Raw genomic sequence first — 25,952 nt, forward strand, 5'->3', positions numbered from 1 at the left:
AAATAAGACAATGTTTAACGAAAGTTATCAATCAAAAGTTTGTTTTTAAGCACAGTTCATTCTGAAGGAGCTTTTCGCGACTGAAGAATCTTTGTCTGTCGGAATGACAAAAAGAGTCCCCTTCAATAAAAAAAAACTTGAATACCCACGCGGAGTATTCAAGTTAGATTGTGTTAATATGTGATGGTTAAGCTTATAAGCGAACTGTATTAAATTCAGTAAAAAAAATTAAACTTTTTTAGGTAAATCTCGGGTCAACCAACCACGTCGACTGGCAGTTGCAATCGCATAAGGGGTAATCCAAAACAAACTAAAAGTATAAAATAAGCTATAGCAATACATCCATAGCGACTCTCCAACATTATAAGATTTTGCATAAAACAAGGCTGGGATACTAGAGAAGACAAGAATACTTACCAAGGTTGAACTGATAAACAAAACCGGATACAGCACTATAAAAATGAGCATCAAAATCATAAACGGATAAGCAAAAACCACTTTGATCCACTGGTTCAATAATAAAATTCGTGGTCCTACCTTTGATTCTTCTCTGTAATTGGTAAAAGCAAATTTGCTCATCTTAATATTTTCTCTCACGTTACTTCGCTCCCAACGGATAAACATCTTATATAGGTTTTTATACCGCTCTGGGATATTGGTAAGGACAACGGCATTACTCTGGAAACGAACGTGCATGCCTTGTTTTAATATCATATTGGTCATCGCTCTATCTTCCCCAATATCGGTTGTTTTACCCATAAAGGTTTGGTGCATCCAATCTTCCAAGCAATTAAGCACAGCATCTCTTCTATACGCCGCTAAAGCTCCAGGCGTACAAAGGACAGACCCCAGCTGACTTTGTGCTGAACGGATAAACTCAAAACTAAAGGCAAAACTCACGTTTAGCATCCGAGGGATCATCGCTTTCTCATTGTTAAGGACTCGCACATTACCCGCTACCGCGCCACATTTGGAATCTACCGTAAATGGAGAAACCAAATTTCGAAGCGTATCCGTTTTCACGATAGAATCACTATCGACGGTAACAAATACATCTCCCGTACCTAGCTTAAAGCCTCGGTATAAGGCATGACGTTTACCCATGTTTTTGGGCTGTTGAAAAATCGATAAGCGATCCCCAAGTTCTCGTTTTGCCTTTTGCATCCAAGCCCAGGTATCGTCTTGACTCCCGTCATCTATAGAGATGATTTGAACTTTATGTTCAGGATAATGACTACCTGCCAAGCTGTGCAGGGTTTTCCAAACCAACTTGCCCTCATTGTAAGCAGGGACAATGACCGTAAGCACTGGCAATTTTTCATTGGATACAGATTGAACCGGGCGGTACTTTAAACGCAGAAAAAAGATAAAGCCCAAAAAACTAATCTTAAAAGCAAGTAATGCAATGGATACGTAAACAAGAAGTCTTCCCCAAAACGTATTGATTCTCTCTAGGTGAAGTTGTTCAAAGGCAGGTTGCAATTGAATAACTGTAATCAAAGCACCTACAAGCACTATAAATGTTGCTGTAAAAATGAGGATATCTCTGGAGGAGAGTGATTTTATCGAAAATAATTTTGAAAATGAAGGTCTCGATGAGGTTTGGGCAATGTTTAAATCTGCGTCCATGACTAATAATTTTATCATCTATACCCAATTTATATACCGTGTCTAAGTTTGTAGGGTTTTCAGCTAGTTTGGATACAGCCAAGACCTAAGCCTGTGGACTTTATCCACAGAGTGTGGAATGAATGCTAGCTCTTTTGTTGATTTACCAATGTCTTTTAATCAAGAGCTCTAGCTTTAGATAAAAAAGAGGTCTTTTTTTTTCCATGTCGGTCTTAACTTTTTTTTCAAAATGGAGTTAGGAACTTTTTAAAAAAACTAATTTCGGCATACCTAATAACTTAAAATAAAACAGTGTATGGCTTCAGGATTCTTTGCCATTTTAGATGATATTGCTGCGCTCATGGACGATGTGGCCGTTATGAGTAAAGTGGCCGCCAAAAAAACAGCTGGAATTTTGGGTGACGACCTCGCCGTGAATGCAGAAAAAGCCTCTGGTTTTGTCTCCTCACGGGAGATCCCCGTCTTATGGTCTATTACCAAAGGCTCTTTACTCAATAAAGTGATTATCCTACCGGTTGCTTTTTTACTGAGTGCCTTTTTGCCTATAGCGATTACGATTGCTCTCCTGTTGGGAGGTTTGTATTTGGCTTATGAAGGCGCAGAGAAAATCTATCACTTTATAGTTCCACACCCGCATTCCAAAAAAGAAGAGCTCAAAAGTGCCAAATCTAAAAGTGAGGTCATGGCCTTGGAAAAAGAGCGCATCAAATCGGCGATTGTAACCGACTTTATTCTCTCGGTAGAAATTATCATTATTGCTCTGGGGACCGTGTCTAAGGAAGGTTTGAGCATACAAATCCCTGTAGTGACAATAATAGCTCTTATTGCAACCGTTGGCGTTTACGGCATCGTTGCCCTTATAATTCGGATGGACGATGCTGGGTATAAACTCATCAAAAACAGCACTGACGAAAAAAGCTTTAAAGCAAAACTCGGTGGCGTTTTAGTAGCGGCATTGCCCAAAGTCATCAAAAGCTTAACGGTGATTGGAACCATAGCCTTATTGCTGGTGTCTGGAGGTATTTTTGCACACAATATAGATTTTTTTCATAATTTTATTCCTTTCTTGCCCTCCTTGGTGACGGAACTGTTAATCGGCTTGGTCGTTGGTTTTATGTGTTTGTTGCTGGTCAATTTGGCACTTAAGCTTAAAAAGCAACTGATACCAAATTAAAGATAAAGCTAGGGGGAATCATCAATTTTGGGCAGAGTTTCAAACAGACTCGATCTTGTTTTAAAAGGGATGAGTAGTTGGGTATGATTTCCAACCTCATGAAGTCGGTAGTTTAGATTTCAATAATTTCTCCAGAATATCTTCAACGCCTTCTTCTGTGTTACTTTTGGTTTGATAGTTGGCCATTTTTATGACGTTGGGATGGGCATTTTTCATAGCAAAACTGAGACGTGCCAATTTTAACATACCAATATCGTTATTATAATCTCCAAACACCATGGTTTCATTTAGGGTAACGCCCAAGTCGTTTTGTATCATTTTTAAGGCATACGCTTTATTGGATTTAATATGAGATATATCCAGCCAATTCTGCCCTGAAACAACGACTTGATAACTATCTATTAGATTTTGAACCTGTGGATAGATATAAGCTTCTGAAGATTCAAAATGATACACAGCTATTTTTACAAAATCGTCGTCTGTAACCTGGGTCAAATCATCAACCTTTTCAACTTCGCTATAATAGGTTTTAAGTTGAGTCATAAACTTGGTGCTAGAACTTTCAATGTAGGCGCTTTTTCTACCACAGAGTACAATAAAGCAATCTTTTACAAGCCTAAGGAGAGAGATACAGTGTTGCACATCGCTATCAGTTAACTTTAGTAAAACTTTAGTTTCATTGGCGTGTTGCATGATACCTCCGTTTTCACCAATAATACTAATCTCATTTTTAATGGGATCGAGTTTGCTTAAAATACTTTGGTACTGCCTACCACTTGCTGCTACAAAATGAATATCATGTTTTTTAAGCTCCTCAAATTGTTGAAAAAATCGAGGGCTTACCTCATTTTTTTCATTTAAGAGCGTACCGTCCATATCAGTAACAATAAGTTTAATATTAGAAAAATCCATAGTGAAGCTTTAGAGTACAAACATAATTTTTACAATTCAAGTATCAATTAAAGTTAACAACTAATCTATGGGTATGGTTCTATAGTGTTTTGTCTGTTTACTTCTGGTCAATTTTGTAGTCAAGCTTAAAAGGCAACTAACACAAAATTCGGGAAAAGGCTAGAGGAGAGAATCTTAATCCTTAGCATAGATAAAAATAGACTCAATCTCGGTTTTAAAGAGCCTGGCTAGTTTGATGGCCAACATCAAACTAGGATCAAATTTTTCCTTTTCAATCGCATTTATGGTTTGTCGGGACACCTCCACCGCTTTTGCCAGCTGCTCCTGGGTAAGGTTATGCTCTGCGCGTAATACTTTGAGTTTGTTTTTCATGCGTAGCGTCTTCCAATAATGAGCGTACTCAAAAAATAAATAACACCAATCATGCCCACTAGAAAACCAATTTCAGCATCTGCACCAATCAGATTGGTCGTGTCGAGCAACGAATAGGTAATGCCGATGATAACGGTTAAGCCCAAAGTAATCCCCAAAGCCTCAAGCTGTATTTTACGTTGCAGCTCGTCGAGGCTATTAAAGAAATGGCGGTTGGCAATAACCATGGCAATACCATTGGCAAAGTTCAGCCCCACAAAGAGAATAGTGAGCAGTTGGTGGTCGTCCCAAATAAATTGAGGACCAAAGGTGGCTAGGGCTAGCGTAGCGACCCAGGACCACGTCCAGCCCGCTAAATTTAAAATCTGTTGTTTCTTGGTTTTCATAGAAAAAGTCATTAAGAGTTTACATTATGTCAATAAGACTTTACAAATGTAATCTAATAACTGATAATGTCAAGTTTATTTTACATTTTTTCTGAAAGGCCATTGCAAGGCATACGTATTTTCTCTTTTGATTTTGCTCATAGCAACCCTAATAGCACTTAGATGATAAGCCTAAAACACTAACGTTCACCTAAAATTTGGGATCTGTTGGGGAAGTTCTCTTAAATATTTATAAATTCTAGAACCCTTTAACTCGCCTGAAGTCGGCGTGAGTTGGATGGGTTTGAACTGTTTTGTCTTAATAAAAATGCCCTTAGTGCGGACATTCTTTTGGTTTTTCGAGAAAATTTTTAAGATAAGGTCATAATAATCATGATACTAGAAGAAAAATTAAAATGACATCTATGAATAATTGATAATTTTCAGTGCTCCTTATTAAAAATAATTAGTTTTGAATTTAAATATATCCAAATTATAAATTTCTATTATGAAAAAAATTTTATTAGCTGCTTTTTTATTACTAACCTTATTTTCGTTTTCGCAAAATCAACAAACGTCAAAAGAATTTCCAGGAACAACACTAGAAGAATATAATTATATGACTAGGGGGTATCAAATTCAAATGTCATCTGGTCTTGATATGAAAAGTGATTATTCATTTGATAATTTAGGTACCCTATATGTAGGGGATTATAGCTTTGGTTTTCAGATTTTATTACGAACCCAAGAAAATGAAATGGCAGGTATTTTAATTATAGCAAAGTCAAATGTGTCAGGAAAACTTTATTATTTAGGATCCCCTTTTAATAGTCCTAACTTAAAATTATATTTTGAACGAGACATAGAAAATTGGGATGAAAGTATGACAACGGCATTTGCTCAGGCTATGAGTGAAGTAAATAATTTGATTTTAATGAGATACTTTTTAGATACTGAAAAGTGAAGTTTATATCTAGTTTCTCTAAGTTAAAATTTAATTCTTATTCAATACTCCTTCTTCCCCGGAATAACCCCTCTAACACCTCCGACAGGATTTTCAATATCACCTTTATAACGCGGAATAATATGAATGTGAACATGTGGAATAGTTTGACCACCAGCTTCATTAACATTAATACCTATATTATACCCATTTGGATTGAACTTGTTTTGTAAATCTGCTTTAATCAAATTCACTAGAAACCAGCATGCAGATTGCTCTCTAAAACTAAGTTCAAAATAATCGGAGACTTTTCTTTTAGGAATTACCAGTGTGTGACCTTCTGAAACAGGAAATTTGTCACGAAAAGCAAAACAACTCGCTAATTCGCCCGCTTGATCTTTAGGTTCAAGTCTTTCAAAAAAAGGACTAACTTTAGGATTATTTTGATTTAAAAAACAATGATGTTGGTATTCGTAGATTTCAACATTATCATTTTTAAAAACTGTTTTGAAGGGAAGTATAACATTGGTCTGGAAAGTTTTAACCTTGTGGATAAAATGAGTTCTAAATCCTGCATTTTTAATATCTCTCCTTACGCTGAAATAGGCTTTTCCTCCAAACTTTAGAAGTTTGGAAATTTCAAACAAAACTTTTGCTTGGTCTTGACTTTGGATAACATTTAGGACATAATGACACAGTATAGTATCATAAGTTTTGGTGGGGTAGTGGGGGAAATATTCAGGATCGTAACCAGAAATATTTAGACCTCTTTTTTTTAATTCTTCAACGTCTTTTCCAAAGCCACACCCAAAATCGAGAGTATCGCCTACAATCAATTTTTTATCCAATAAAAGCTTGCTAGGAAAAGACATCTTATCTCTTTCTTTGGCTGTGCAATGAGAAAATTGATTTTTGGATGCCATAACTTAATTTAAATATTCAAATCCATTATTGTGAGCAACAGTGATAAGCGGACTTATAACGTCTTTGTATTGGCTATAATTTATTTGCTCATTATCTTCAAAATTAGGGAAAACTGATAAATACTCTTCTTTAAAATTTTTTGGCATCGATTTTCCAAATACTTGTATAGCATCATTTTGTAATTTATAAAAGCTATCAAAATATTTTTTAACTAATGGGAGTTTATTGCTTTTAGAGGTATTAAAATTTGAATTTATGGGAACTAAGTTCCAAATCAAATCATGAGAGACAAATGAATAAGGCACAAAATGGTCAACGTGATAGTTTTTCGGGTTCAATGGCTCATTGGTGAAAATACATTTAGTTTCAGGTCTTTTTTCAAGATAAATATTCCAAAATTTGTTTCGCTGTTTGGTTAAACTATTTCGTTTAGCTGGCTTTATCAGTTTATTAATAACATCTGGGGTACTAGGGTTTCTAGCTTGAATAAATAAAGCTAAATTCCAATAAATAAAGTCTTTGATTACTTTGGCATTTAATCGAATATAGTCGTACCAATTATCATTGACTATAATATGATTTTTAAAAAGGTGATAAATTGAATTTTGAAAATCTAGTTGTGAGGATTCGTAAATTGACTTTTTAGATCCTTTAAACCAAGGGCTTAGAAACTTATGTGGAACATTTTTATCGAGGTGATAAAGCTTTTTTAAAATAGTGACATCTTTAGTTTCAATTAAACACTTTCTTATTTCTGCTTTATCATCACTAACTTTTATAGAGGTAGAATTAAAGAAATCGTTTATGAGTTGAGAAATGTGGTCTTGACTTCCGAATGATAATCTAAAATACTTTACTGGATACCAAGCATTCGAAATCATAGTTGCAAATAATCTATCCTTCTGAATTTCTTTATTACCACTTTCAACTTCCTCGACAATAGCTAAAAACCAATAAAACTTATAAGTTGCTGAAGTATAGTTAAAAATACTAGCTAATGCATTGTTATTGATATCAGGAGAAAATGGTAGTTGATTCATTTTTTATCTTTTGTAATCAAATATAGTGGAAGTCAGTTTATTTTGAGACATAACTCTTCAATAGCTATGCAAAATGGACTAAAAATAAGAGGACCCCAAATTTTTAACTTCTACCCCAATCAAGAGTCTAAAAATTATCTAAATTCACAATAGTATTATTAAACCCCATAACCCATGCGATATTTTATTATAGTTCTATTGGTGAGTGCTAGCTTAAACGCACAAACCTATACAGGCTTTACAACAGCCTCTGCCGAAACTCAAGCTCAACAGGAAATCGATTTTTTAAATCAGGTAAAGCCGGCTGACTTTAAAACCCATCTAAAAACCTTAACCCAAGAGCCCCACATCGCTGGGACGCCCGCCAACGAAAAGGTAAGAGATTATATGGTTACAACTATGGATAAAGCTGGTTGGTCGGTAGACACCTATCCTTACGAAGTATATATGAGTAGCGGTCCTGGAACCTCATTGGTAGAAGTGGTGTCGCCAGTCTCCAAAATACTCGATCAGAAAGAGGAAGCTCTGGCAGAAGATCCCTATTCGCAAAACGCCACTCTTGTAAAAGGCTGGAATGCCTACTCAGGAAGTGGAGACGTGACTGCTGAGGTGATCTATGCCAATTATGGCACCAAAGCCGACTTTGAAAAGCTGGAAGAACTCGGTGTATCGGTTAAGGATAAGATCGTCATTGCGAGATACGGTGGCAACTTCCGTGGGTATAAAGCCAAATTTGCCGAAGCGCATGGAGCAGTCGGACTTATTATTTACACAGATCCTAAAGATTCTGGGTTTACCAAAGGCTTAACCTTCCCCGAAGGCGTGTATTACAACCCTAGTGCCATCCAACGTGGCTCTTTGCTCACTGCTGACTGGACTGGAGATCCGTTGACGCCCTACCAACCCGCCTTACCACTAGACCATAAGGACACTCCAGAGCGTTTGGCGCCAGAGGATGCAGGACTGCATACTATTCCTGTCACGCCTATTGGTTATGGAGCCGCAGAGTCTATTTTTAAATATATGAAAGGCGAGGTGGTTCCTCAAGATTGGCAAGGCGGTTTGCCCTATACTTATAGAGTGAACGGTGGAAAGGATCTGAAAGTGAGACTCAAAGTGGACCAACCCAAAAAAATGACCAAGATTTATAATGTCGTTGCTACTTTAAAAGGCAAAGAACAACCAGACGAATGGGTGATTCTAGGCTGCCATTACGATGCCTGGGCTTTTGGAGCGACAGATCCCAATTCGGGAACTGCCATGCTGTTGAGCTTATCAGAATCATTAGGGCGTTTAGCCGAAGCTGGCGATAGACCCAATCGGTCAATTATGATTGCCCATTGGGATGCCGAGGAACACGGGGTGATTGGCTCTAGCGAATGGGTGGAGCAGATGAAGGATGAGCTAAAGGCTAAAGCGGTGGCTTATATTAATTTAGATGGAGCTGTATCTGGGAAAACCTTTCGAGCGTCATCGGCCCCGAGTCTCAAAACCCTTATTGCTGGCGCTGCCAAGGCGGTAGACTATCCCTACACAGAGGAAAGCGTTTATGAGCATTGGGCGGGTGAGAAGCCAGAGCCCAATATTGGAAATCTGGGTGGGGGCTCAGATCATATTGCCTTTTATATGTTTGCCGGCGTGCCCTCTTTAAGTGGTGGAGCCAGCGGACCTACCTTATACCATACCAATTACGATGACTTTTATTATTACGAGAATTTCGTAGATCCCGAATTTCAGATGGGACCTATGGTCGAAAAACTGATGGGTATCTTGAGCTTAAGGTTGGCCAATGCCGAGCTTATTCCCTATGATATTGAGCGGTATGCTACAGATTTGGAACTTCACTTCGAAAATGCGACTCAGCAGGTAAAGTCTTTTTATTCTGATTTTACTGGGTTTACAGCTTCAAGTCAAGCGATATCCAGCTTAAAACTCTCCACTACCTCAGTGGCGAAAGCCCTCGAGAAACTCCTTTCCACCGGGAACATATCCAAACGCCAAAAGAACCAACTGAATGCTCAGCTGCTCGCGCTAGAAAAAAGCTTCTTGGATCCCAAAGGAATGCCTTACGGCGACTGGTATAAATCACTCTATGCTTCCTCAGATCCATTTAGTGGTTATGCCTCTTGGATTTTACCAGGCATCCAGTATCAAATCGAAACTGAAGCCACTCAAGACCTAAAAATGTGGGACGATCGATACGCCAAGGCTATAAAGGAACTGGACGATAAATTAAAAGGCATGTTGGAAAGTTTATAGGTTTTGTCAGTTCGAGTGATGTAGAGGCGACAGCCGAGGCATTGTATCGAGAACTCGACTTAACTCATTTTACTTCTCGATACATTTTGCTTGTTTTTGTAAAACAAACAAAACACTCGAAGTGACATTGAAGCAACACTTTGTCAGTTCGAGTGATTTCATGGGATTCGAAAGAAATCCTATGAAATCGTATCGAGAACTCGACAAGTCCAAACTACTTCTCGATACATCCGCTTAAGGCGGCACTCGAAGTGACATTGAAGCAACACTTTGTCAGTTCGAGTGATGGAGAGGCGACAGCCGAGCCATTGTATCGAGAACTCGATAAACCCCGTCTTACTTCTCGATACAATTTTCTATCGAAAATCACTCGAAGTGACAGGGATCAATCACTTTGTCAGTTCGAGTGATGGAGAGGCGACAGCCGAGTCATTGTATCGAGAACTCGACTTAACTCATTTTACTTCTCGATACAATTTTCTATCGAAAATCACTCGAAGTGACAGGCATAAATCACTTTGTCAGTTCGAGTGATTTCATTGGATTCGAAAGAAATCCCTTGAAATCGTATCGAGAACTCGACAACCCTATCTTACTTCTCGATACATCCGCTTGAGGCGGATACTCGAAGTGACAGGGATCAATCACTTTGTCAGTTCGAGTGATGGAGAGGCGACAGCCGAGGCATTGTATCGAGAACACGACTTAACTCATTTTACTTCTCGATACATTTTGCTTGTTTTTGTAAAACAAACAAAACACTCGAAGTGACAGGGCGAGAACTCGACAAAGCCAATTCATTAATCTCTAAACTTCTTTCTCGCAAGATTAGGGAGCTTTTCAAATTGCCCATCAATTAAAGCTTGTTTTTTAGCTGTTGACCATTTTTTAATTTGTTTTTCCATTGAAATAGCCCGTTCAACTTCTGTAAATTCTGCATAATACATCAGCTTTACCGGTCTTCTCTTAAAGGTATAACTCTCAGCGTGCTTTCCACTTTGATGTTCGTTTAAACGTTCATCTAAGTTTGAAGTGATTCCAGTGTAGAAACTGTGGTCTGAGCATCGAAGGATATAAACACAATACATTATGAAATGGAGTTTTGTTTTAAAATTAAGAAAAAAGTCTGTATTACTTCTCGATACAATTTTCTATCGAAAATCACCTGCCTACCAAGGAACGCAGGCAGGCTCGAAGTGACATCTATCACTTTGTCAGTTCGAGTGATTTCAGGGATTCGAAAGAAATCCCATGAAATCGTATCGAGAACTCGACAAGCCAAAACTACTTCTCGATACAATTTTCTATCGAAAATCACTCGAAGTGACATTGACAAAACACCTTGTCAGTTCGAGTGATTTCATGGGATTCGAAAGAAATCCCATGAAATTGTATCGAGAACTCGACTTAACTCATCTTACTTCTCGATACATTTTGCTTGTTTTTTCAAAACAAACAAAACACTCGAAGTGACAGGTATGAATCACTTTGTCAGTTCGAGTGATTTCAAGGGATTCGAAAGAAATCCCTTGAAATCGTATCGAGAACTCGACTAACAACCCCTGACTAACGACCCCCGACTAACAACTAACGACCCCCGACTAACGACTATCGACTTCAGACCAAAACCTCCAGCTAATCCAAACGCTTCGTTTTAGTTATTTTAATAATGGAATACAACAAATACCCTACTGGACCAAACACGAAGCAAAGCAATAGACACGGAATTATAAGGAAATGATTGATCTTGTGTTTTCGGGATTGGTTTAAAATCCAATTTCCAATCAAGAGATCAAAAACTAAATAATGCACCCAACCCGTTAGAACAGCTACATCTGAAGTAAACATCGCTTTTACGCCTTCAAGCTCATTGAAGGATTCTATATCCAGATCACCCAAGCCCGTCACAACGTAAAAAGCATAGACCAGAGACATGGCTATGGTAAGGCCGTTGATTACTGGATTTTTCCATGATTTGTTAGGAAAAAAAATCAAGATCAACCAGGCAGGTAGAACGATGGTATTAACGATTTGAAAGACGACTGACGGTGACATAGGCTTTAGAGTTTTAATTCTAAAGTTAGTATTAATTTAGGATTGTCAAAAAATCTTTCACATTTCTCCCGCTTTATTATTCATCGACAACTCATCCGCATGCTGCTTCAAAAAATAGAGTAACCAGCGACATAATTTCCAAATAAGTGTGCTCCTAATTTATAGGCTTACCTAATACCAAAACATTTAACTATTAGAAAATCTAATATGTCTATCAAAAACTGTAATTTTAAATAGGTTAACAATTTAGGGTTTACTACTACTTTTGACTATCATAAATAAATTTATACTCATGAAAAAAATATTAATTGCAGCATTTAGTTTATTTGTTGTGGCAGCTTTTGCCCAGCAAAACGTGGAACCTGAATACAAGACCTGTCCTGTGACAGGTATCAGGATAAAAGTTAAAGATGGTGAAAATCCTCATGCTAAGATGCAGGACAAATCCTCAGTGGCAGAAGAAATGACACCCAAAAGAACAGGAGGTAAAGACTGGTGGCCCAACTCTTTAGATTTGAGTGTTTTAAGACAGCATTCTCAAAAATCCAACCCTATGGGAGAAGATTTTGATTATAGAGCTGCCTTCAAAGCCCTAGATTATCAGGCTTTAAAAACTGACTTAGTCGCGCTGATGAAAGATTCTCAAGAGTGGTGGCCTGCAGATTATGGTCATTATGGTCCGTTTTTTATTCGGATGTCTTGGCATAGTGCCGGAACTTACCGCACAGCCGATGGCCGAGGTGGGTCTAGAGATGGTCAACAGCGATTCGCACCGATTAATAGCTGGCCAGATAATGCCAACTTGGACAAGGCTAGACGTCTGCTATGGCCAATTAAGCAGAAGTATGGCAAGAGTATTTCCTGGGCCGATTTAATGATTTTTGCAGGAACAGTCGCTTACGAAGATATGGGCTTAGAAATAGCTGGATTTAGTGGTGGTCGTGAAGACACTTGGGAGCCCTCCAGCAACGTCTATTGGGGAGCAGAAAATGAAATGTTAGCGAATGATAAGCGCTACGATGACAATGGAGATATTGAGCAGCCCTTAGCCGCTGTTCAAATGGGATTGATCTATGTGAACCCTGAAGGTCCTGATGGAAATCCAGATCCAGCACTTGCTGCAGATGGAATTCGCCAAACTTTTGGGAGAATGGGAATGAACGATAAAGAAACAGTCGCTCTTATTGCTGGAGGCCATACTATAGGTAAAACCCATGGAGCTGGCGATGCAGATTTAGGTCCAGCACCCGAAGCAGCCTCTATCCAAGACCAAGGTTTAGGATGGATGAGTTCTTACAAATCTGGAAAAGCGGAAGATGCAATTACTTCTGGATTGGAGGTGATATGGACTAGCACTCCAGCAGAATGGAGCCAGGGTTATTTCAAGTCCTTATTTGAAAGCGAGTGGGAATTGACCAAAAGTCCAGCTGGAGCTTACCAATGGGTTGCCAAGGATTCTGAAGAAATCTATCCTGATGCTCATATTGAAGGGAAAAAGCACAGACCAACTATGTTGACGACAGATTTAACGATGATCAAAGATCCTGAGTATTTGAAAATTTCCAAGTTCTTTTATGAGAATCCAGAGGAGTTCAATAAAGCTTTTGCTCAAGCTTGGTTTAAGTTAACCCACAGAGACATGGGGCCAAAGTCAACTTATTTAGGACCTGAAGCTCCAAAAGAAGATTTTATATGGCAAGATCCTATCCCAAAAGCAAATTACGAAATGGTCAATGCCGCAGATATTAAAGCATTAAAGGCTGAAATTTTAAACTCTGGACTAAATACATCAGAGTTGGTAGAGACAGCCTGGACTTCAGCATCCACTTACAGAGATTCCGATCGTCGTGGGGGAGCTAATGGAGGACATATTCTACTTGACCCACAACGCAGCTGGGAAGTTAATAATCCTAAGCAATTGGATAAAGTGGCGTCTAAACTGGCTATGATCCAAAAGGATTTCAACAAAAAGTATGATAACAAAGAGGTGTCTATGGCAGACTTAATTGTCCTCGGAGGGAATGCAGCGATAGAACAAGCCGCCAAAAAAGCTGGTCATACTATTGAAGTGCCCTTTATGCCAGGAAGAACCGATGCGCTACAAGAACAAACCGATGTGGAATCCATGCAATTGCTTAAACCTATGGCCGACGGATTTACAAACTACCAGGGAAAGCAATACACCTTAACTACAGAAGAGTTATTGGTAGATAAAGCTCAGTTACTCACCTTAACTGCACCAGAAATGACTGTTCTTTTGGGAGGGATGCGAGCCTTAGGAGCCAATCATGGCGATGCGCAACATGGGGTTTTTACAGATCGTCCTGGAGAGCTAACGACAGATTTCTTTGTAAATCTCTTAGATATGAGTCATAAATGGGAACCTAAAGACGATAAAGAACAAGTCTTTATGTCCAAAAATAGACAAACAGGAGATACGAAGTGGACCGCTACTCGCGCTGACTTGATCTTCGGATCAAACTCGGAGTTGAGAGCTTTAGCAGAAGTCTATGCTACTGAAGATGCCGATGAAAAATTTGTAACTGATTTTGTATCGGCTTGGTCTAAAGTTATGCAATTAGACCGATTTGATGTGAAGATGTAATTATTTTCGTTTATAAGTATTAAAAAAGGCCCTGTAATCGCAGGGCCTTTTTTTATGGAGCAAAATCATGACTTAGATGTTCTTTATCAGTTCTCCTACTTTCTCTTTTTCACTTTGGGGACAGTTAACCATTTAAACTTATCCATTCTGAGTTTAAATTATATTAAATAAGGGGGATAAAATATATTTTTACAATTAATCGATACATAGATAGTGAAATAGAGGGGTAATAATTACATTATAGCCTATAATAATAATCATGCACCCCCTAAATTTATAGGGTGTAATAAAAAAAATAGTACTTATGAAAATAGGAGTTCCCATCGAAGTCAAAAATAATGAAAGTCGGGTATCTATCACCCCAGCAGGCGTTTTTGAATTGACGAAAAGAAAGCATCACGTATATGTCCAAACTCAAGCTGGTTTGGCAAGTGGTTTTGAAGACCAGGATTATACAGAAGCTGGAGCAGAGATTTTAGGAAGCCTAGACGCTGTGTATGAAAAAGCAGAGATGATCGTCAAGGTCAAGGAACCTATCGAAAAGGAATATGCGCTTGTTAGAGAAGGTCAAATTATTTTCACCTATTTTCATTTTGCTTCTAGTCAGGCTTTAACTCAAGCTATGATTTCTTCCAAAGCAGTTTGTATTGCTTATGAAACCGTGGAAGATGAGGAGGGCAGTTTACCTCTGCTAACTCCCATGTCTGAAGTCGCAGGGCGTATGGCTACTCAGCAAGGTGCCAAATATTTGGAGAAACCCATTCGAGGAAAAGGCATTCTTTTAGGAGGAGTTCCAGGAGTGCCTCCCGGTAAAGTCCTAGTTCTCGGCGCTGGAGTCGTTGGGATACAAGCAGCAAAGATGGCTGCTGGTCTTGGGGCTCACGTGACGATATTTGATATCAATATGAAAAGGCTTAGGTATGTGAATGATATTATGCCTAGTCACGTGGTGACTGCCTTTTCCAATGAATATAACATCAGGAAACATATCAAAACGGCAGATCTAATTATTGGTGCAGTATTGATTCCTGGAGCTAGAGCTCCAAAATTGATTACTAGAGATATGCTTAAGGATATGACACCAGGTACGGTTATGGTGGATGTAGCGGTAGATCAAGGGGGGTGTTTTGAAACTACAAGACCGACGACCCATGAGGATCCTACCTATATCATTGATGATGTAGTACACTATTGTGTGACCAATATGCCAGGTGCTGTGCCTTACACATCTACTTTAGCACTCACCAATGTTACTTTTCCATACGTGCTAGATATCGCTCAAAAAGGATGGAAAGAGGCTTGTAATGGAGATCCTTCACTTCAAAAGGGCCTGAGTCTGGACCATGGGGAAGTGATTTGTAAAGAGATTTTAAAAGAGATGCTAGTTTAAGTTACGGAGGAGGTTTGAGACTATTTCTTCATCCCATCAACAATCTCATAACAGAATAGGGTTTAAAATAATTGATGTTAACTACCTCAAACTACTTCTCGATATAATCTTCTATCGAAAATCACCTGCCTATCAAGGAACGCAGGCAGGCCCGAAGTGAGAGGCATCAATCACTTTGTCAGTTCGAGTGATGGAGAGGCGATAGCCGAACCATTGTATCGAGAACTCGACAACCTCAAACTACTTCTCGATACAATCTTCTATCGAAAATCACCTGCCTGCCTGCCACAAAGGTAGGCCTATCAAGGAACGCAGGCAGGCTCGAAGTGACAGGTATCAATCACTTTGTCAGTTCAAGTGATGGAGAGGCGATAGCCGAACCATTGTATCGAGGACTCACCAATGTCACTTTTCCATACGTGCTAGATATCGCTCAAAAAGGATGGAAAGAGGTTTGTAATAGCGATCCTTCACTTCAAAAGGGCCTGAGTCTGGACCATGGGAAAGTGATTTGTAAAGAGATCTTAAAAGAGATGCTAGTTTAAGTTATGGAGGAGGTTTGAGACTATTTCTTAATCTCATCACCAGAGTCATAACAGAATAGGCTTTAAAATATTTTGTTAAAGACTTTTGAGTAGGTTGAGTCGACTTCAGAAAAAATAGAAGTGTCAAAAAGGCTTTAAATAGTTTGTTTAGGGTCTTTTTATTCGTTTTTAAAATTATGAAAAGGTTATTTCAGGTTTAAATCATCAAACCCTTAATGTTAAGCCGTAACTCTATCTTTATATTCAGTATAGGCTTGTTAATGTTTTTATGTTTTTCTCTTAATGTACGCTGATAGATGGCGTTTTACATTTGAAAAAACTAAAAACAACTATGAAACAGACTTACTTTATTTTAATGGTTTTATGTGTTATAAGCCTTTCAGGGTTTTCTCAATCGTATACCATTTCAGGTGAAATTAGAGATACTAATAAGAATCTTATTCCAGTTGCTAATGTGATGATTCCAGACCTCAATAAGGGTTCTGTCACCAATGCTAATGGTAAGTTTGAGCTCAAAAATATACCAGAGGGAAGTTATACTATGAAAGTAACCTATTTAGGTTTTGAAACTATAGAGCAACAGGTGGAAGTTTCAGGACATCTAAAATTATCTTTTCAATTAAAAGAAGCCAGCTATATGCTCGATGGAATTATGGTCTCTGCTCAAAAGCGAGAGCAATTGAACAAAGATGTGCCTATAGCGATCACCTCTTATAGCGGGAAATTTTTGGACAATACTAATACTTTTGAATACGATGCACTTTCAGAATTTGTACCTGGACTTCAAATTCAAATCCAGAGTGTAAATAATCCAGGTATTGTGATCCGTGGTATTACTTCCGATAGTGGTGACTCTAGGGTTGAACCAAGGGTTTCTGTGTTTCAAGATGGAGTCTCCATCAGTAAATCTAGAGGCTCAGTTGTTGAGCTTTACGACATGGAAAGAGTTGAAGTCCTGAAAGGTCCTCAGGGAACTTTATTTGGACGTGGAGCACAAATTGGAGCGATACATCTTATACAGAATAAAGCTAAAAACGAAAACTCGGGATACATAAAAACTGCTTATGGTAATTTCAATCAACGCCTACTTACAGGACACGTGAATACTCCATTGGTACAAGATAAATTATTTGTTCGGTTTGCTGGGATCTATAATGCTAGAGATGGATTCTTAGAAAATCGATCTGGTGGAGATCTTAATGGAAAGGAGACTTTGGCGTTTAGGACAGCCTTAAAGTATATCATTGGCGACAACACAACTTTAGATTTTATCGCCAACTGGCAAAGAGACACTCCTCCTGGAACTTCTTTTAAAAGTGGGCGATTTGCACCAATTGGTGGAGATACCAATCCCAATTCATTTGCAGATTTAGAACGTGGTGACGAGCTTGGTTTAGATAGAGATGTCTGGGGTCTTACCGCCATCTTAAAACATGACATCTCACAATATTGGGATTTCACCTTTATTTCGGCGTATCGCAGCTTTGACTCAGACGAAGCTTTTGATGCCGATGGAACTGCAGCGCCAGTTTTGTTTTTCAGAGAAGAGTCTAAAGGTGATCAATTTAGCCAAGAACTCAGGTTTAATTTTGATACTAACGAACGTTTTAGAGGGTTTTTTGGAGTCAATTTCTTCGCAGAAAACGGCTCACAATCTGTGCCTTTAGAAATTAATGAGCAAAGCTATGCTGCTTTACTTCTTGCTCCAGATAATTTTATTGTGAATGGTGTTCCAACCATTATCCCTAATATCCCAAATGATCCTGCTTTTGGTCCTTTGGCAGGAGCTCCTTTACAAGAATTTAACTCGGAGCGATCCACTAATTTTGGAAAAAATTATTCTGGCGACATTTTTATAGATGGATCTTATGATGTAACAGTGAAATTGACTGCGACTTTAGGTCTTAGAGCAACTTGGGAAAATAGTAATGCGGCTTTAGAAGTCGATAACGCAGAACAGCCTGGAGTCTTAGGAAATTTCTTAGGTAGCTTTCCTAATAATATTTTTGCACCAACCAATGGAAGGAGAAAAGCGAGTGAAAGCTTTACGTCTGCTGTAGGTCGTTTTGCATTGGATTATAAGTTCAATGAGCAAGTATCAGCTTTTGGAAACATAGCTCGAGGTCGTAGACCTAATGTCATTAATGTTACGGCAACTGATGTGAATGTATTATCCGAAGAAACCGTTTGGTCTTATGAGTTAGGAGTGAAGACTTTATTTATGGATAATAGATTTCAGTTTGATGCTAATGCGTATTACTACGACTACCAAAATTTCCAAACCACTATTGCTAGACTTGATCCTGTTAATGGCTTAGTGGTCATTCCTAACGATAGTGGTAGTGCAACTTCTTACGGGTTTGAAACTTCGTTTCAATATGCGGCGAGTAAGGACATTAGCTTTTTTGCAAATTATGCATACATCGATGCCACTTTTGATGACACAGATGAAGATGGGAATCCTCAAGAATTAGCGGGTAACCGCTTCCGTCTTACACCAGAACATTCTTTTTCCTTGGGAGCAGATGTTAATGTGCCCTTATCTTCAAGAGCTGAGGTCTTTTTCAGACCTACGTATTCCTTTAAATCTAAGGTCTTTTTCCAAGAGGATAACCTTCCAGAAATTTCACAAGACGGCTATGGACTTCTTAACTTAAGGCTTGGAATACGACTAGACAAAACTAAAGAGTTGACATTTTTTGTAACCAATGCACTCGATCAAGAATTTATCATAGATGCAGGAAATACTGGTCAGGCTTTTGGAATACCAACATTTATCGCTGGACCTCCACGGTTTTATGGAATTCAATTTTCAGTAAGATTTTAAGTCAAAATGTGTAGTATCTTTATCTAAAACTTACTAAAATGATTATGAAACCAAATTTGCTTATTAAATTTATTTTACTAGCCCTTTTAAGCCTCCAGCTTCAAGCTCAGGCGAGTGCCCCTTTTACTTTAGACTCTGTTGACCAATCGATTCAAGAGGAGGAAGCATCTATAGATGACTTAAAGGAGGATAACAATGCTATGATTTCGTGGGCAGATCAACCAAATAAGCAAACAGATCTTGCTTTCGTTTACCTCCATGGTTTTGGAGCGAGTAGGATGGAGGCAGAACCCGTGGTTTCCCAGTTGTCAAAAACGTTTAAGGCAAACGTCTATTATGCCAGACTTAAAGGTCATGGGAGAAGTGGAACCGAAGGCTTTGAAGAACTCACCAAAGAAAAGTATATCGAATCAGCTAAAGAGGCTTTAGTTATTGGTCGACTACTTGGTAAAAAAGTAGTCCTCATCAGTACATCTACTGGTGGTACACTAAGTTTATACTTAGCTTCCCAATATAAAGATATTGCAGGTTTAGTCTTGTATTCCCCCTTTGTAGGTCTTAAAAATCCTATGATGAATCAAATAACCACCCCAGAAGGTCGAGAACTCTTTAAATCTATGATCGGCGGCGAAGTCCAAAAAATGGATCGCTCTGAACCTGAGAATAAGTTCTGGTCAACGCAATACCATATTAATGCCTATGTAGCCTTAATTGGTATGCTACAACAAACGATGACTCCAGAGACCTTTAAGGCAGTTGAGTGCCCCGTTTTTATGGCATACTATTATAAAAATGAGAAGGAGCAAGATCAGGTTGTTTCGGTTCCAGCTATGTTGGATATGTACAATCAGCTAGGAACTTCAGACTCCCAGAAACAAAAGCAGGCTTTTCCTGAAACAGGAAATCACGTCATTGCCAGTGACCTGAGGTCCAAGGATTGGATGTCGGTGCTTGATGCTAGTGAAAAATTTATCAAATCTCAAATCCAGAACTGATGAAATACCTATTTGTTTTTATATTAGCGTTTCCTTCATTAACGGCTCAAACCACTAAAGACAAAACCATTTCAAAATTATCGACATATACTTTCGATTTACAAGGCCATCGCGGAGCCCGAGGTTTAGCTCCTGAAAACACCTTATACGCTTTTCAAAAGGCATTGGAACTCGGAGTTAATACCTTGGAGTTGGATGTGGTCGTGACCAAAGACAATCAAATAGTCGTGTCTCATGAGCCTTGGATAAATGCCGATATTTGTTTAGATCCTGATGGAAATTCTATAACTAAGGAAACTGAAAAGGACTACAACATCTATCAAATGACTTACGAAGAGGTATTGACTTACGACTGCGGAAGTAAATATAATCCAGCATTTCCAAATCAGCAGTTAGAGTCAGCTTCCAAACCCCTTCTCATAGAGGTGTTACATATGGCAGATAGCATTAGCAAAAATCACGGTAAGAAGATCAACTTCAATATCGAACTAAAAAGCTCATCAGAAGGGGATGAACTTTATCATCCAAAACCACAAGTATTTGTGAAGCTGGTCATGGATGTTCTTCAGCAAGAAACCAACATGGAAAGAGTCAATTTACAAAGTTTTGACTTCAGAATTTTAAAAGAATTACACCAATCCCATCCAGAGGTTAGTTTAGCTGTTTTGGTCTATGAAACCGATGTAGATTCAGCTTTAGAGCAATTGGGATTTGTGCCAGAGATTTACAGTCCTTATTTTCCTCTAGTGAATAAAAGTATGGTAGATACTGTGCATTCTAAAGGGATGAAATTGATTCCCTGGACTGTCAATGAGCCAGAACAGATGAAAAGCCTATTAAAACTAGGAGTAGACGGACTCATTACAGATTATCCCGATAGAGGTTTAAAGTTCAAAAAAGGGATTAGTGGTAAATAATAGTAACCAGGCATCAATCTTTTTAATTCCTTTCGTGAGCTTTTTATAGATTACTAAGAATAATGTAAATTACACTTTGTATTTTTAAAAATAGAGTAAAATTTTAGCCTATGAAAACTATCGGATATTTTTTAATCGCTTTTACTCTTTTCTCTTGTGGAACGAAAACTAAAGATAAGAGTCAAGACAAAGAAAGTAAATCTGAAATAACAATTCTCAAAGAGGTAGAAAAACTAGCTGGTGATTTCAAATTTACCGAAGGTCCGGCTGCTGATGTCCAAGGGAATGTCTATTTTACTGATATCCCAGAAAATAAGATATATATCTGGACACTAGAAGATAGTCTAAAAACCTACAGAGAAGAAAGTAATGGAGCCAACGGACTTTATTTTGATGAGGATCAAAATTTATGGACCTGTGAGGGGGGGAAGTTAAGAATTACAAGGACAAGTCCAGATGGAGAGTACACCCCAATAGCTACTCAATACAACGAAAAGGAATTTAACCGAACCAACGATATTTGGATCAATCCAAAAGATGGGGCTTACTTTACAGATCCCAAATACGGAAATGATCAAGATCAACTTCCTCAAGGGAGTATGCAAGTTTACTATATCAGTTCCGACAACGATTCTGTGAGTCGTGTAACGGAAGATCTTATAAAACCCAATGGGCTAATAGGAACACCTGATGGTAAAACCCTTTATATCACTGACCCTGGAGCAGAAAAAACGTATCAATACACTATCGAAAACGACGGACAGCTATCCGATAAAAAGCTGTTTGTTGAATTTGGTGGTGATGGGATGACCATAGATGAGCAAGGGAATGTATACCTTACTACTAGCGGGAAACCACAAGTGGATATCTTTTCACCCCAAGGTGAATTATTAAAAACTATAAAAGTCCCAGAACAACCCTCTAACGTAAGTTTTGGTGGAAAAGAAAGAAACCAACTTTATATCACCGCTAGAACATCTCTGTATAGAGTTAAACTGAATAAAAGCGGAGTGAATTGAATTAGAAGAAAAGTTCTTTAATTTATAATTGTATTATTTAACTATGATAGTTCACCAATATATTCGTCTACAAATCAATTTATATTATAAAATAACATATACTTTTATTATATACCAAAAGTATATATCTTTATGGAATAAAATTGAATAATGAAAACTATATCTCTTAAAATTGATGAATCTATTTTCGGTGAAACCGAAAAGATTCTCAATAGAATTAAAAAACCACGGAATCGGTATATTAATGAGGCTCTAGATTTTTATAATAAGTTGCAGCGTAAGCAAATCATTGAGGAGAAACTAAAGAAAGAATCAGAGCTTGTTCAAGAAGACTCCATGTCTGTCCTCAAAGAATTTGAAAATATTGAAAATGCAGATTAAACAATTTGAAATTTGGATTGCTGATTTGAATCCTCAACTCGGAACCGAGCCTGGGAAAACTCGACCAGTTCTAGTCATTCAAACCGATTTTCTCAATAAAATTCCGCATCCTTCAACATTGATCTGTCCCATAACCACAAATGTTAAGAAAAGCTCTGTAATATTGAGAGTTCATATTAAAAAAGGGCAGGCCAATGTTCACCAATCCTGTGACATTATGATAGATCAAATGCGCGCCATAGATAATAAAAGACTTACCAATAAAATAGGACTCTTACCAGAAGACCTATCGGAATTGGTTAAACAAAACATTAAAATTGTAATGGATATAGATTAAAAATTTATCTCAATTATTGTTTAATAAGAAGACTCTCCATTAACTTATTCTTCCAGAAATAACCTTACTTTTGCACTGCAGGTCGCCCTATCGCCGTGTGCCGAACTTGTTTCGGCATTCAGTTAAATTTTGTTTCAAAGTTTAATAGATTCTGAATCAAGTTCAGAGCAAGGAGGAAAGTCCGGACACCATAGCACAAACATAGCGGGTAACACCCGTCGTCATGCCCTAGGCATGAAAGGACCAGTGCAACAGAAAGCAAGTACAGTTCGGCTGTAGTGAAATCGGTAAACTCTATGTGGTGAAATGTTATGTAAACCAAGGCTCGAGGGTTGTGCGCCCAATCTTGGAGGGTAAACAGATGGAGGTTTTTGGTAACGAAAATCCTAGATAAATGATAGGGCATTCAATTTGTATTGAATGACAGAACCCGGCTTATAGACCTGCTTTTTTTATTTTTTCTGAATTTATTTTAGATATCTTTATTGGATCAAGATAAGATCTTATGCTTTGTATAGCCTAGGATTGGATGCTTGGTGATAAGTTAGTTTAAAAATAAATCCTAAAAAAATTCAATCTTCAGGCAACGCTAAAGGCTTTTTGATCGTCTATACTTATAGACCCCTCATTGAAACCTGTGAAACTTATAAACCTACATAAAAATTTAGAGCAAGATATCCAAGATGCTCAGCAGCACAGCCAAAAGGCACAGTATCGCCTTTACAAGCGATTCGCTCCCAAAATGCTATCGGTGTGTAGGATTTACATTTCAGATTTCCATCATGCCGAAGATGTCATGTCTACGGCTTTTGTAAAAGTATTTAAGAATCTAAAGCAATACGAAAATAAAGGCAGTTTTGAAGGGTGGGTCCGACGGATTATGGTGACCACGGCTATCGATTTTTTAAGACAGAAAAAGTGCATCGAGTTTTCTACAGATGTAGTAGAACAGTTCGAAACTGTTGAGATGCCAACTCTAAACGAATGGTCTGTAGAAGACTTACAAGGCCTTATCGATGAATTGCCAGAAGGCTATAAAGTGGTTTTTACTATGCATGTTATAGACGATTATACGCATAAAGCCATAGCAAAAACCCTTCGCATTTCTGAAGCGACATCCAGATCACAGTTGTTTAAAGCTAAACGACTCCTCAAAACAAAATTAGAAACCTTAAGATCTTCCTCTCATGGACAAGTTTAAACACGACCTACAACATAAATTCGATCAGCGGGAAATCCAACCTACTGACGAAGCCTGGGGAAAAATCACAGGAGAATTAGCCACTTCTAAGACGAGCAAGACTAAAAGCCTTTGGTTATGGAGCGGTATTGCCGCTGGGTTTATCGGGCTTTTAGTTTTACTTTCTCCTTTATATCTGTCGACGACCTCCACGCCACCGGTGGTAAATTCAGCAGAAAAGGAATCCACAACTGAGACCCTTAGACCCTCAATAGAAAGTTTGAGCCAACTCCAACCCCGCGGAATTCAAGACATACGAATTGATTTCTCTCAGCCTATATTACCTATAAAAATTCCAAAAGTTGAGTTAGATCTTCAGCCATCTTCTATTGCTACAAAAGCAACGTCTTTGCTTGCCGAAGTAGAGCAGGAGTTGGAAGCTGAACGCTTTAGTCAGAAAAATTTAGACGAAACTGAACGTTTGCTGGCACAAGCTAGAGCAAAGCTTTCAAATAAAACCGACAGACAACTTATGACTACGATAACAGCAGAATCTCTTTTGGCTGAAGTCGATCTACAGGATAATGCATCCTTGAGAGACAAAATTTGGAAGTTGATAGAAGTGAACTTTAAAGAACTCAAAACCAGTCTAGGAACACGATAACTTTAGAATACCCGTAGATATGTTGGCGCCAATCTTTTAAAAGCATATCGACTTATATATGACTCAAATTAATCCCCTAAAAACTTAAAACCATGTTAGCAAAAATTACTTTAATTTTAGCCCTTATGTCCAGCTTGTTTAACTTACAATTACAAGCTCAAGATCGCGATTTCTCTGCTTTTTCTGAAGAAGAAACCATTGAATTGAAGCAGCTCCTCAATAGAGTAGAAACCGAAGAAAAGAGCTTTTTAAAAACCAAAGTCAAAGACATCAATACCAGATTGGAAGAAGGTAACCTCTCGCCAGACGAGGCGCAAGACCTTAAAGTTTTGGCTGCAGAACAAACGGCTAAGACCATAGCGGATGCACAAAATCTAGTGTTTGACTGGGCTTCATTTCAAAAAGAAAAATATGGAGAGGTGAACATCGATCAGTTTGGGGATTATGATACTTACCTACTGGTTATCAATGAGATGGGATTGAATCCTTCAAAGCTTAATTTTGATTTTAATTTCTTTAAAAATCCATCCAAAGAGAAAAATAAGCGCAAGCCGTTAAATGAGAGAGACCTGCCTTATTCACCAAGAACTTTAAGTGAGTTATTTATCAGTATTTCTTTTAACAACGCAGTGTTGGAGGGAGGTAGTATAGATAATACGTTATTTAAATTTGGAGGAAGCCGGAGTTTCGAGATTGGTTACGAATGGAGTACACGAGTATTTAAAGAAAGCAACTTTTTACGCATCAATTATGGAGTCTCCTTTCAGTTTAATGGCTTAAAGCCTAAAAACAACACTATTTTTGTTGCAAATGGTGAACAAACTGTGCTGGAACCTTTTGAGTTTGATTTGGAAAAGGCCAAATTCAGAATGGACAATTTGATCCTTCCCGTTCACCTTCAATTTGGTAATTCTAAAACTACAGTCTTAGACAATGGGAATAAACGATTTACAGACCAGGACTTTAAAGTGGGGCTCGGAGGCTTTGTAGGGATCAATTTGCGGAACACTCAAAAATTGAAATTTGATGACGGACGTAGAGATGAAAAACTTAAGCAACGTGACGATTTCAACACCAATAATTTGCTATACGGTTTGAGCGCTTTCGTAGGCTGGGAGACGGTCGCGATCTTTGCTCAATATAATTTAAATCCTATTTTTAACAATAATGTAAGGGATTTAAATAACTTCCAAGTAGGCGTTAGGTTACTTATGGATAGAAGACATTAGGGAATTTGTCATTCCGACAGAGAAGCTGTCTTTGCTTCGACGAGGAATCTCTTCATTCCGTGCAAGGCAGTAGCCGCGATGCGGAATCTTTATAGGTGATGTTCTGAATGTTGAAAAGATCTATCTCAACCTGGCTTCGATACACCCCGCTACAAAAAAGCGGGTCACTCAGCCACCAACTCACCATTGT

The 25,952-nt window shown here is 38.2% G+C and carries 23 protein-coding genes and 1 other RNA gene; 16 read left to right on the forward strand and 8 right to left on the reverse strand.

The features are described 5' to 3' along the window. Positions 1-228: 228 nt before the first annotated feature. Entirely contained in the window at positions 229-1,629 is a 1,401-nt protein-coding gene (locus PGOND44_RS14120; RefSeq protein WP_003444625.1) for a glycosyltransferase, read from the reverse strand. Between the two features lie 295 nt (positions 1,630-1,924). Here PGOND44_RS14120 and PGOND44_RS14125 point away from each other — a divergent pair, with 295 nt between their 5' ends. Beyond that, a complete protein-coding gene (locus PGOND44_RS14125) occupies positions 1,925-2,803 on the forward strand; it encodes a DUF808 domain-containing protein (RefSeq protein WP_003444627.1) in 879 nt (292 codons plus the stop codon). Positions 2,804-2,899: 96 nt separating this feature from the next. Here PGOND44_RS14125 and PGOND44_RS14130 read toward each other — a convergent pair whose 3' ends face one another. From PGOND44_RS14130 to PGOND44_RS14140, 3 genes are all read right to left on the reverse strand, one after another. Continuing rightward, on the reverse strand, positions 2,900-3,715 hold the full coding sequence (locus PGOND44_RS14130; RefSeq protein WP_003444629.1) for a Cof-type HAD-IIB family hydrolase: 816 nt from the start codon (positions 3,713-3,715) through the stop codon (positions 2,900-2,902). 174 nt (positions 3,716-3,889) lie between these two features. Further along, positions 3,890-4,087 (reverse strand): helix-turn-helix transcriptional regulator, encoded by a 198-nt coding sequence (locus tag PGOND44_RS14135; RefSeq protein WP_003444631.1) that lies wholly within the window; start codon positions 4,085-4,087, stop codon positions 3,890-3,892. Further along, entirely contained in the window at positions 4,084-4,473 is a 390-nt protein-coding gene (locus PGOND44_RS14140; protein ID WP_236612006.1) for a hypothetical protein, read from the reverse strand. Before PGOND44_RS14140 ends, PGOND44_RS14135 begins: the two co-directional genes overlap by 4 nt. A 487-nt stretch (positions 4,474-4,960) precedes the next feature. Between PGOND44_RS14140 and PGOND44_RS14145 the strand changes: the two genes are divergently transcribed. Continuing rightward, positions 4,961-5,416, forward strand: a complete 456-nt coding sequence (locus PGOND44_RS14145) for a hypothetical protein (RefSeq protein WP_003444636.1) — start codon at positions 4,961-4,963, stop codon at positions 5,414-5,416. A gap of 41 nt (positions 5,417-5,457) precedes the next feature. Here PGOND44_RS14145 and PGOND44_RS14150 read toward each other — a convergent pair whose 3' ends face one another. After that, positions 5,458-6,318, reverse strand: coding sequence for an HIT family protein (locus PGOND44_RS14150; RefSeq protein ID WP_003444638.1), 861 nt, complete (start codon positions 6,316-6,318; stop codon positions 5,458-5,460). Positions 6,319-6,321: 3 nt separating this feature from the next. Then, positions 6,322-7,359, reverse strand: coding sequence for an HNH endonuclease domain-containing protein (locus tag PGOND44_RS14155; protein WP_003444640.1), 1,038 nt, complete (start codon positions 7,357-7,359; stop codon positions 6,322-6,324). Between the two features lie 174 nt (positions 7,360-7,533). Here PGOND44_RS14155 and PGOND44_RS14160 point away from each other — a divergent pair, with 174 nt between their 5' ends. Further along, entirely contained in the window at positions 7,534-9,618 is a 2,085-nt protein-coding gene (locus PGOND44_RS14160; protein WP_003444642.1) for a M28 family peptidase, read from the forward strand. Positions 9,619-10,418: 800 nt separating this feature from the next. On the opposite strand, the gene PGOND44_RS14165 is transcribed toward PGOND44_RS14160, so the two are convergent. After that, entirely contained in the window at positions 10,419-10,706 is a 288-nt protein-coding gene (locus tag PGOND44_RS14165; protein ID WP_003444645.1) for a GIY-YIG nuclease family protein, read from the reverse strand. A gap of 547 nt (positions 10,707-11,253) precedes the next feature. Next, on the reverse strand, positions 11,254-11,673 hold the full coding sequence (locus PGOND44_RS14170) for an ABA4-like family protein (protein WP_003444647.1): 420 nt from the start codon (positions 11,671-11,673) through the stop codon (positions 11,254-11,256). Positions 11,674-11,965: 292 nt separating this feature from the next. Between PGOND44_RS14170 and katG the strand changes: the two genes are divergently transcribed. The 13 genes from katG to PGOND44_RS14225 all read left to right on the forward strand — a co-directional run bounded on the left by katG (position 11,966) and on the right by PGOND44_RS14225 (position 25,762). Then, complete coding sequence (gene katG, locus PGOND44_RS14175; protein ID WP_003444650.1) at positions 11,966-14,278, forward strand: catalase/peroxidase HPI; 2,313 nt, start codon at positions 11,966-11,968, stop codon at positions 14,276-14,278. 304 nt (positions 14,279-14,582) lie between these two features. After that, entirely contained in the window at positions 14,583-15,668 is a 1,086-nt protein-coding gene (gene ald / locus PGOND44_RS14180; protein ID WP_003444653.1) for an alanine dehydrogenase, read from the forward strand. Between the two features lie 326 nt (positions 15,669-15,994). Beyond that, positions 15,995-16,213, forward strand: coding sequence for a hypothetical protein (locus tag PGOND44_RS15620; RefSeq protein WP_003444656.1), 219 nt, complete (start codon positions 15,995-15,997; stop codon positions 16,211-16,213). A gap of 331 nt (positions 16,214-16,544) precedes the next feature. Beyond that, positions 16,545-19,040 (forward strand): TonB-dependent receptor, encoded by a 2,496-nt coding sequence (locus tag PGOND44_RS14185; protein WP_003444658.1) that lies wholly within the window; start codon positions 16,545-16,547, stop codon positions 19,038-19,040. Positions 19,041-19,078: 38 nt separating this feature from the next. Beyond that, positions 19,079-20,035, forward strand: a complete 957-nt coding sequence (locus PGOND44_RS14190; protein WP_003444662.1) for an alpha/beta hydrolase — start codon at positions 19,079-19,081, stop codon at positions 20,033-20,035. Next, entirely contained in the window at positions 20,035-20,952 is a 918-nt protein-coding gene (locus PGOND44_RS14195; protein WP_003444665.1) for a glycerophosphodiester phosphodiesterase, read from the forward strand. The genes PGOND44_RS14190 and PGOND44_RS14195 overlap by 1 nt, the downstream gene beginning before the upstream one ends. A 110-nt stretch (positions 20,953-21,062) precedes the next feature. Then, positions 21,063-21,971, forward strand: a complete 909-nt coding sequence (locus PGOND44_RS14200) for an SMP-30/gluconolactonase/LRE family protein (protein WP_003444668.1) — start codon at positions 21,063-21,065, stop codon at positions 21,969-21,971. Positions 21,972-22,121: 150 nt separating this feature from the next. After that, positions 22,122-22,352: a hypothetical protein gene (locus PGOND44_RS14205; protein WP_040556241.1), complete on the forward strand. Its 231-nt coding sequence runs from the start codon at positions 22,122-22,124 to the stop codon at positions 22,350-22,352. Then, positions 22,342-22,689 (forward strand): type II toxin-antitoxin system PemK/MazF family toxin, encoded by a 348-nt coding sequence (locus PGOND44_RS14210; protein WP_040556243.1) that lies wholly within the window; start codon positions 22,342-22,344, stop codon positions 22,687-22,689. Before PGOND44_RS14205 ends, PGOND44_RS14210 begins: the two co-directional genes overlap by 11 nt. Before the next feature lie 136 nt (positions 22,690-22,825). Beyond that, an RNA gene (rnpB, locus tag PGOND44_RS15075) (RNase P RNA component class A) lies at positions 22,826-23,143 on the forward strand. Between the two features lie 183 nt (positions 23,144-23,326). Beyond that, positions 23,327-23,890 (forward strand): RNA polymerase sigma factor, encoded by a 564-nt coding sequence (locus PGOND44_RS14215; RefSeq protein WP_040556245.1) that lies wholly within the window; start codon positions 23,327-23,329, stop codon positions 23,888-23,890. Continuing rightward, a complete protein-coding gene (locus PGOND44_RS14220; protein WP_003444673.1) occupies positions 23,877-24,533 on the forward strand; it encodes a hypothetical protein in 657 nt (218 codons plus the stop codon). The genes PGOND44_RS14215 and PGOND44_RS14220 overlap by 14 nt, the downstream gene beginning before the upstream one ends. A 92-nt stretch (positions 24,534-24,625) precedes the next feature. Beyond that, positions 24,626-25,762 (forward strand): hypothetical protein, encoded by a 1,137-nt coding sequence (locus tag PGOND44_RS14225; RefSeq protein WP_003444676.1) that lies wholly within the window; start codon positions 24,626-24,628, stop codon positions 25,760-25,762. Positions 25,763-25,952 lie beyond the last annotated feature (190 nt).

This window comes from Psychroflexus gondwanensis ACAM 44 (genome assembly GCF_000355905.1).
Classification (GTDB): Bacteria; Bacteroidota; Bacteroidia; order Flavobacteriales; family Flavobacteriaceae; genus Psychroflexus; species Psychroflexus gondwanensis.

Excerpts from the sequence above, each read along its gene's own strand:
- PGOND44_RS14120 (WP_003444625.1), bottom strand. The coding sequence starts at position 1,629 with ATGGACGCAGATTTAAACATTGCCCAAACCTCATCGAGACCTTCATTT.
- PGOND44_RS14125 (WP_003444627.1), top strand. The coding sequence starts at position 1,925 with ATGGCTTCAGGATTCTTTGCCATTTTAGATGATATTGCTGCGCTCATG.
- PGOND44_RS14130 (WP_003444629.1), bottom strand. The coding sequence starts at position 3,715 with ATGGATTTTTCTAATATTAAACTTATTGTTACTGATATGGACGGTACG.
- PGOND44_RS14135 (WP_003444631.1), bottom strand. The coding sequence starts at position 4,087 with ATGAAAAACAAACTCAAAGTATTACGCGCAGAGCATAACCTTACCCAG.
- PGOND44_RS14140 (WP_236612006.1), bottom strand. The coding sequence starts at position 4,473 with ATGAAAACCAAGAAACAACAGATTTTAAATTTAGCGGGCTGGACGTGG.
- PGOND44_RS14145 (WP_003444636.1), top strand. The coding sequence starts at position 4,961 with ATGAAAAAAATTTTATTAGCTGCTTTTTTATTACTAACCTTATTTTCG.
- PGOND44_RS14150 (WP_003444638.1), bottom strand. The coding sequence starts at position 6,318 with ATGGCATCCAAAAATCAATTTTCTCATTGCACAGCCAAAGAAAGAGAT.
- PGOND44_RS14155 (WP_003444640.1), bottom strand. The coding sequence starts at position 7,359 with ATGAATCAACTACCATTTTCTCCTGATATCAATAACAATGCATTAGCT.
- PGOND44_RS14160 (WP_003444642.1), top strand. The coding sequence starts at position 7,534 with ATGCGATATTTTATTATAGTTCTATTGGTGAGTGCTAGCTTAAACGCA.
- PGOND44_RS14165 (WP_003444645.1), bottom strand. The coding sequence starts at position 10,706 with ATGTATTGTGTTTATATCCTTCGATGCTCAGACCACAGTTTCTACACT.
- PGOND44_RS14170 (WP_003444647.1), bottom strand. The coding sequence starts at position 11,673 with ATGTCACCGTCAGTCGTCTTTCAAATCGTTAATACCATCGTTCTACCT.
- katG (WP_003444650.1), top strand. The coding sequence starts at position 11,966 with ATGAAAAAAATATTAATTGCAGCATTTAGTTTATTTGTTGTGGCAGCT.
- ald (WP_003444653.1), top strand. The coding sequence starts at position 14,583 with ATGAAAATAGGAGTTCCCATCGAAGTCAAAAATAATGAAAGTCGGGTA.
- PGOND44_RS14185 (WP_003444658.1), top strand. The coding sequence starts at position 16,545 with ATGAAACAGACTTACTTTATTTTAATGGTTTTATGTGTTATAAGCCTT.
- PGOND44_RS14190 (WP_003444662.1), top strand. The coding sequence starts at position 19,079 with ATGATTATGAAACCAAATTTGCTTATTAAATTTATTTTACTAGCCCTT.
- PGOND44_RS14195 (WP_003444665.1), top strand. The coding sequence starts at position 20,035 with ATGAAATACCTATTTGTTTTTATATTAGCGTTTCCTTCATTAACGGCT.
- PGOND44_RS14200 (WP_003444668.1), top strand. The coding sequence starts at position 21,063 with ATGAAAACTATCGGATATTTTTTAATCGCTTTTACTCTTTTCTCTTGT.
- PGOND44_RS14205 (WP_040556241.1), top strand. The coding sequence starts at position 22,122 with ATGAAAACTATATCTCTTAAAATTGATGAATCTATTTTCGGTGAAACC.
- PGOND44_RS14210 (WP_040556243.1), top strand. The coding sequence starts at position 22,342 with ATGCAGATTAAACAATTTGAAATTTGGATTGCTGATTTGAATCCTCAA.
- PGOND44_RS14220 (WP_003444673.1), top strand. The coding sequence starts at position 23,877 with ATGGACAAGTTTAAACACGACCTACAACATAAATTCGATCAGCGGGAA.
- PGOND44_RS14225 (WP_003444676.1), top strand. The coding sequence starts at position 24,626 with ATGTTAGCAAAAATTACTTTAATTTTAGCCCTTATGTCCAGCTTGTTT.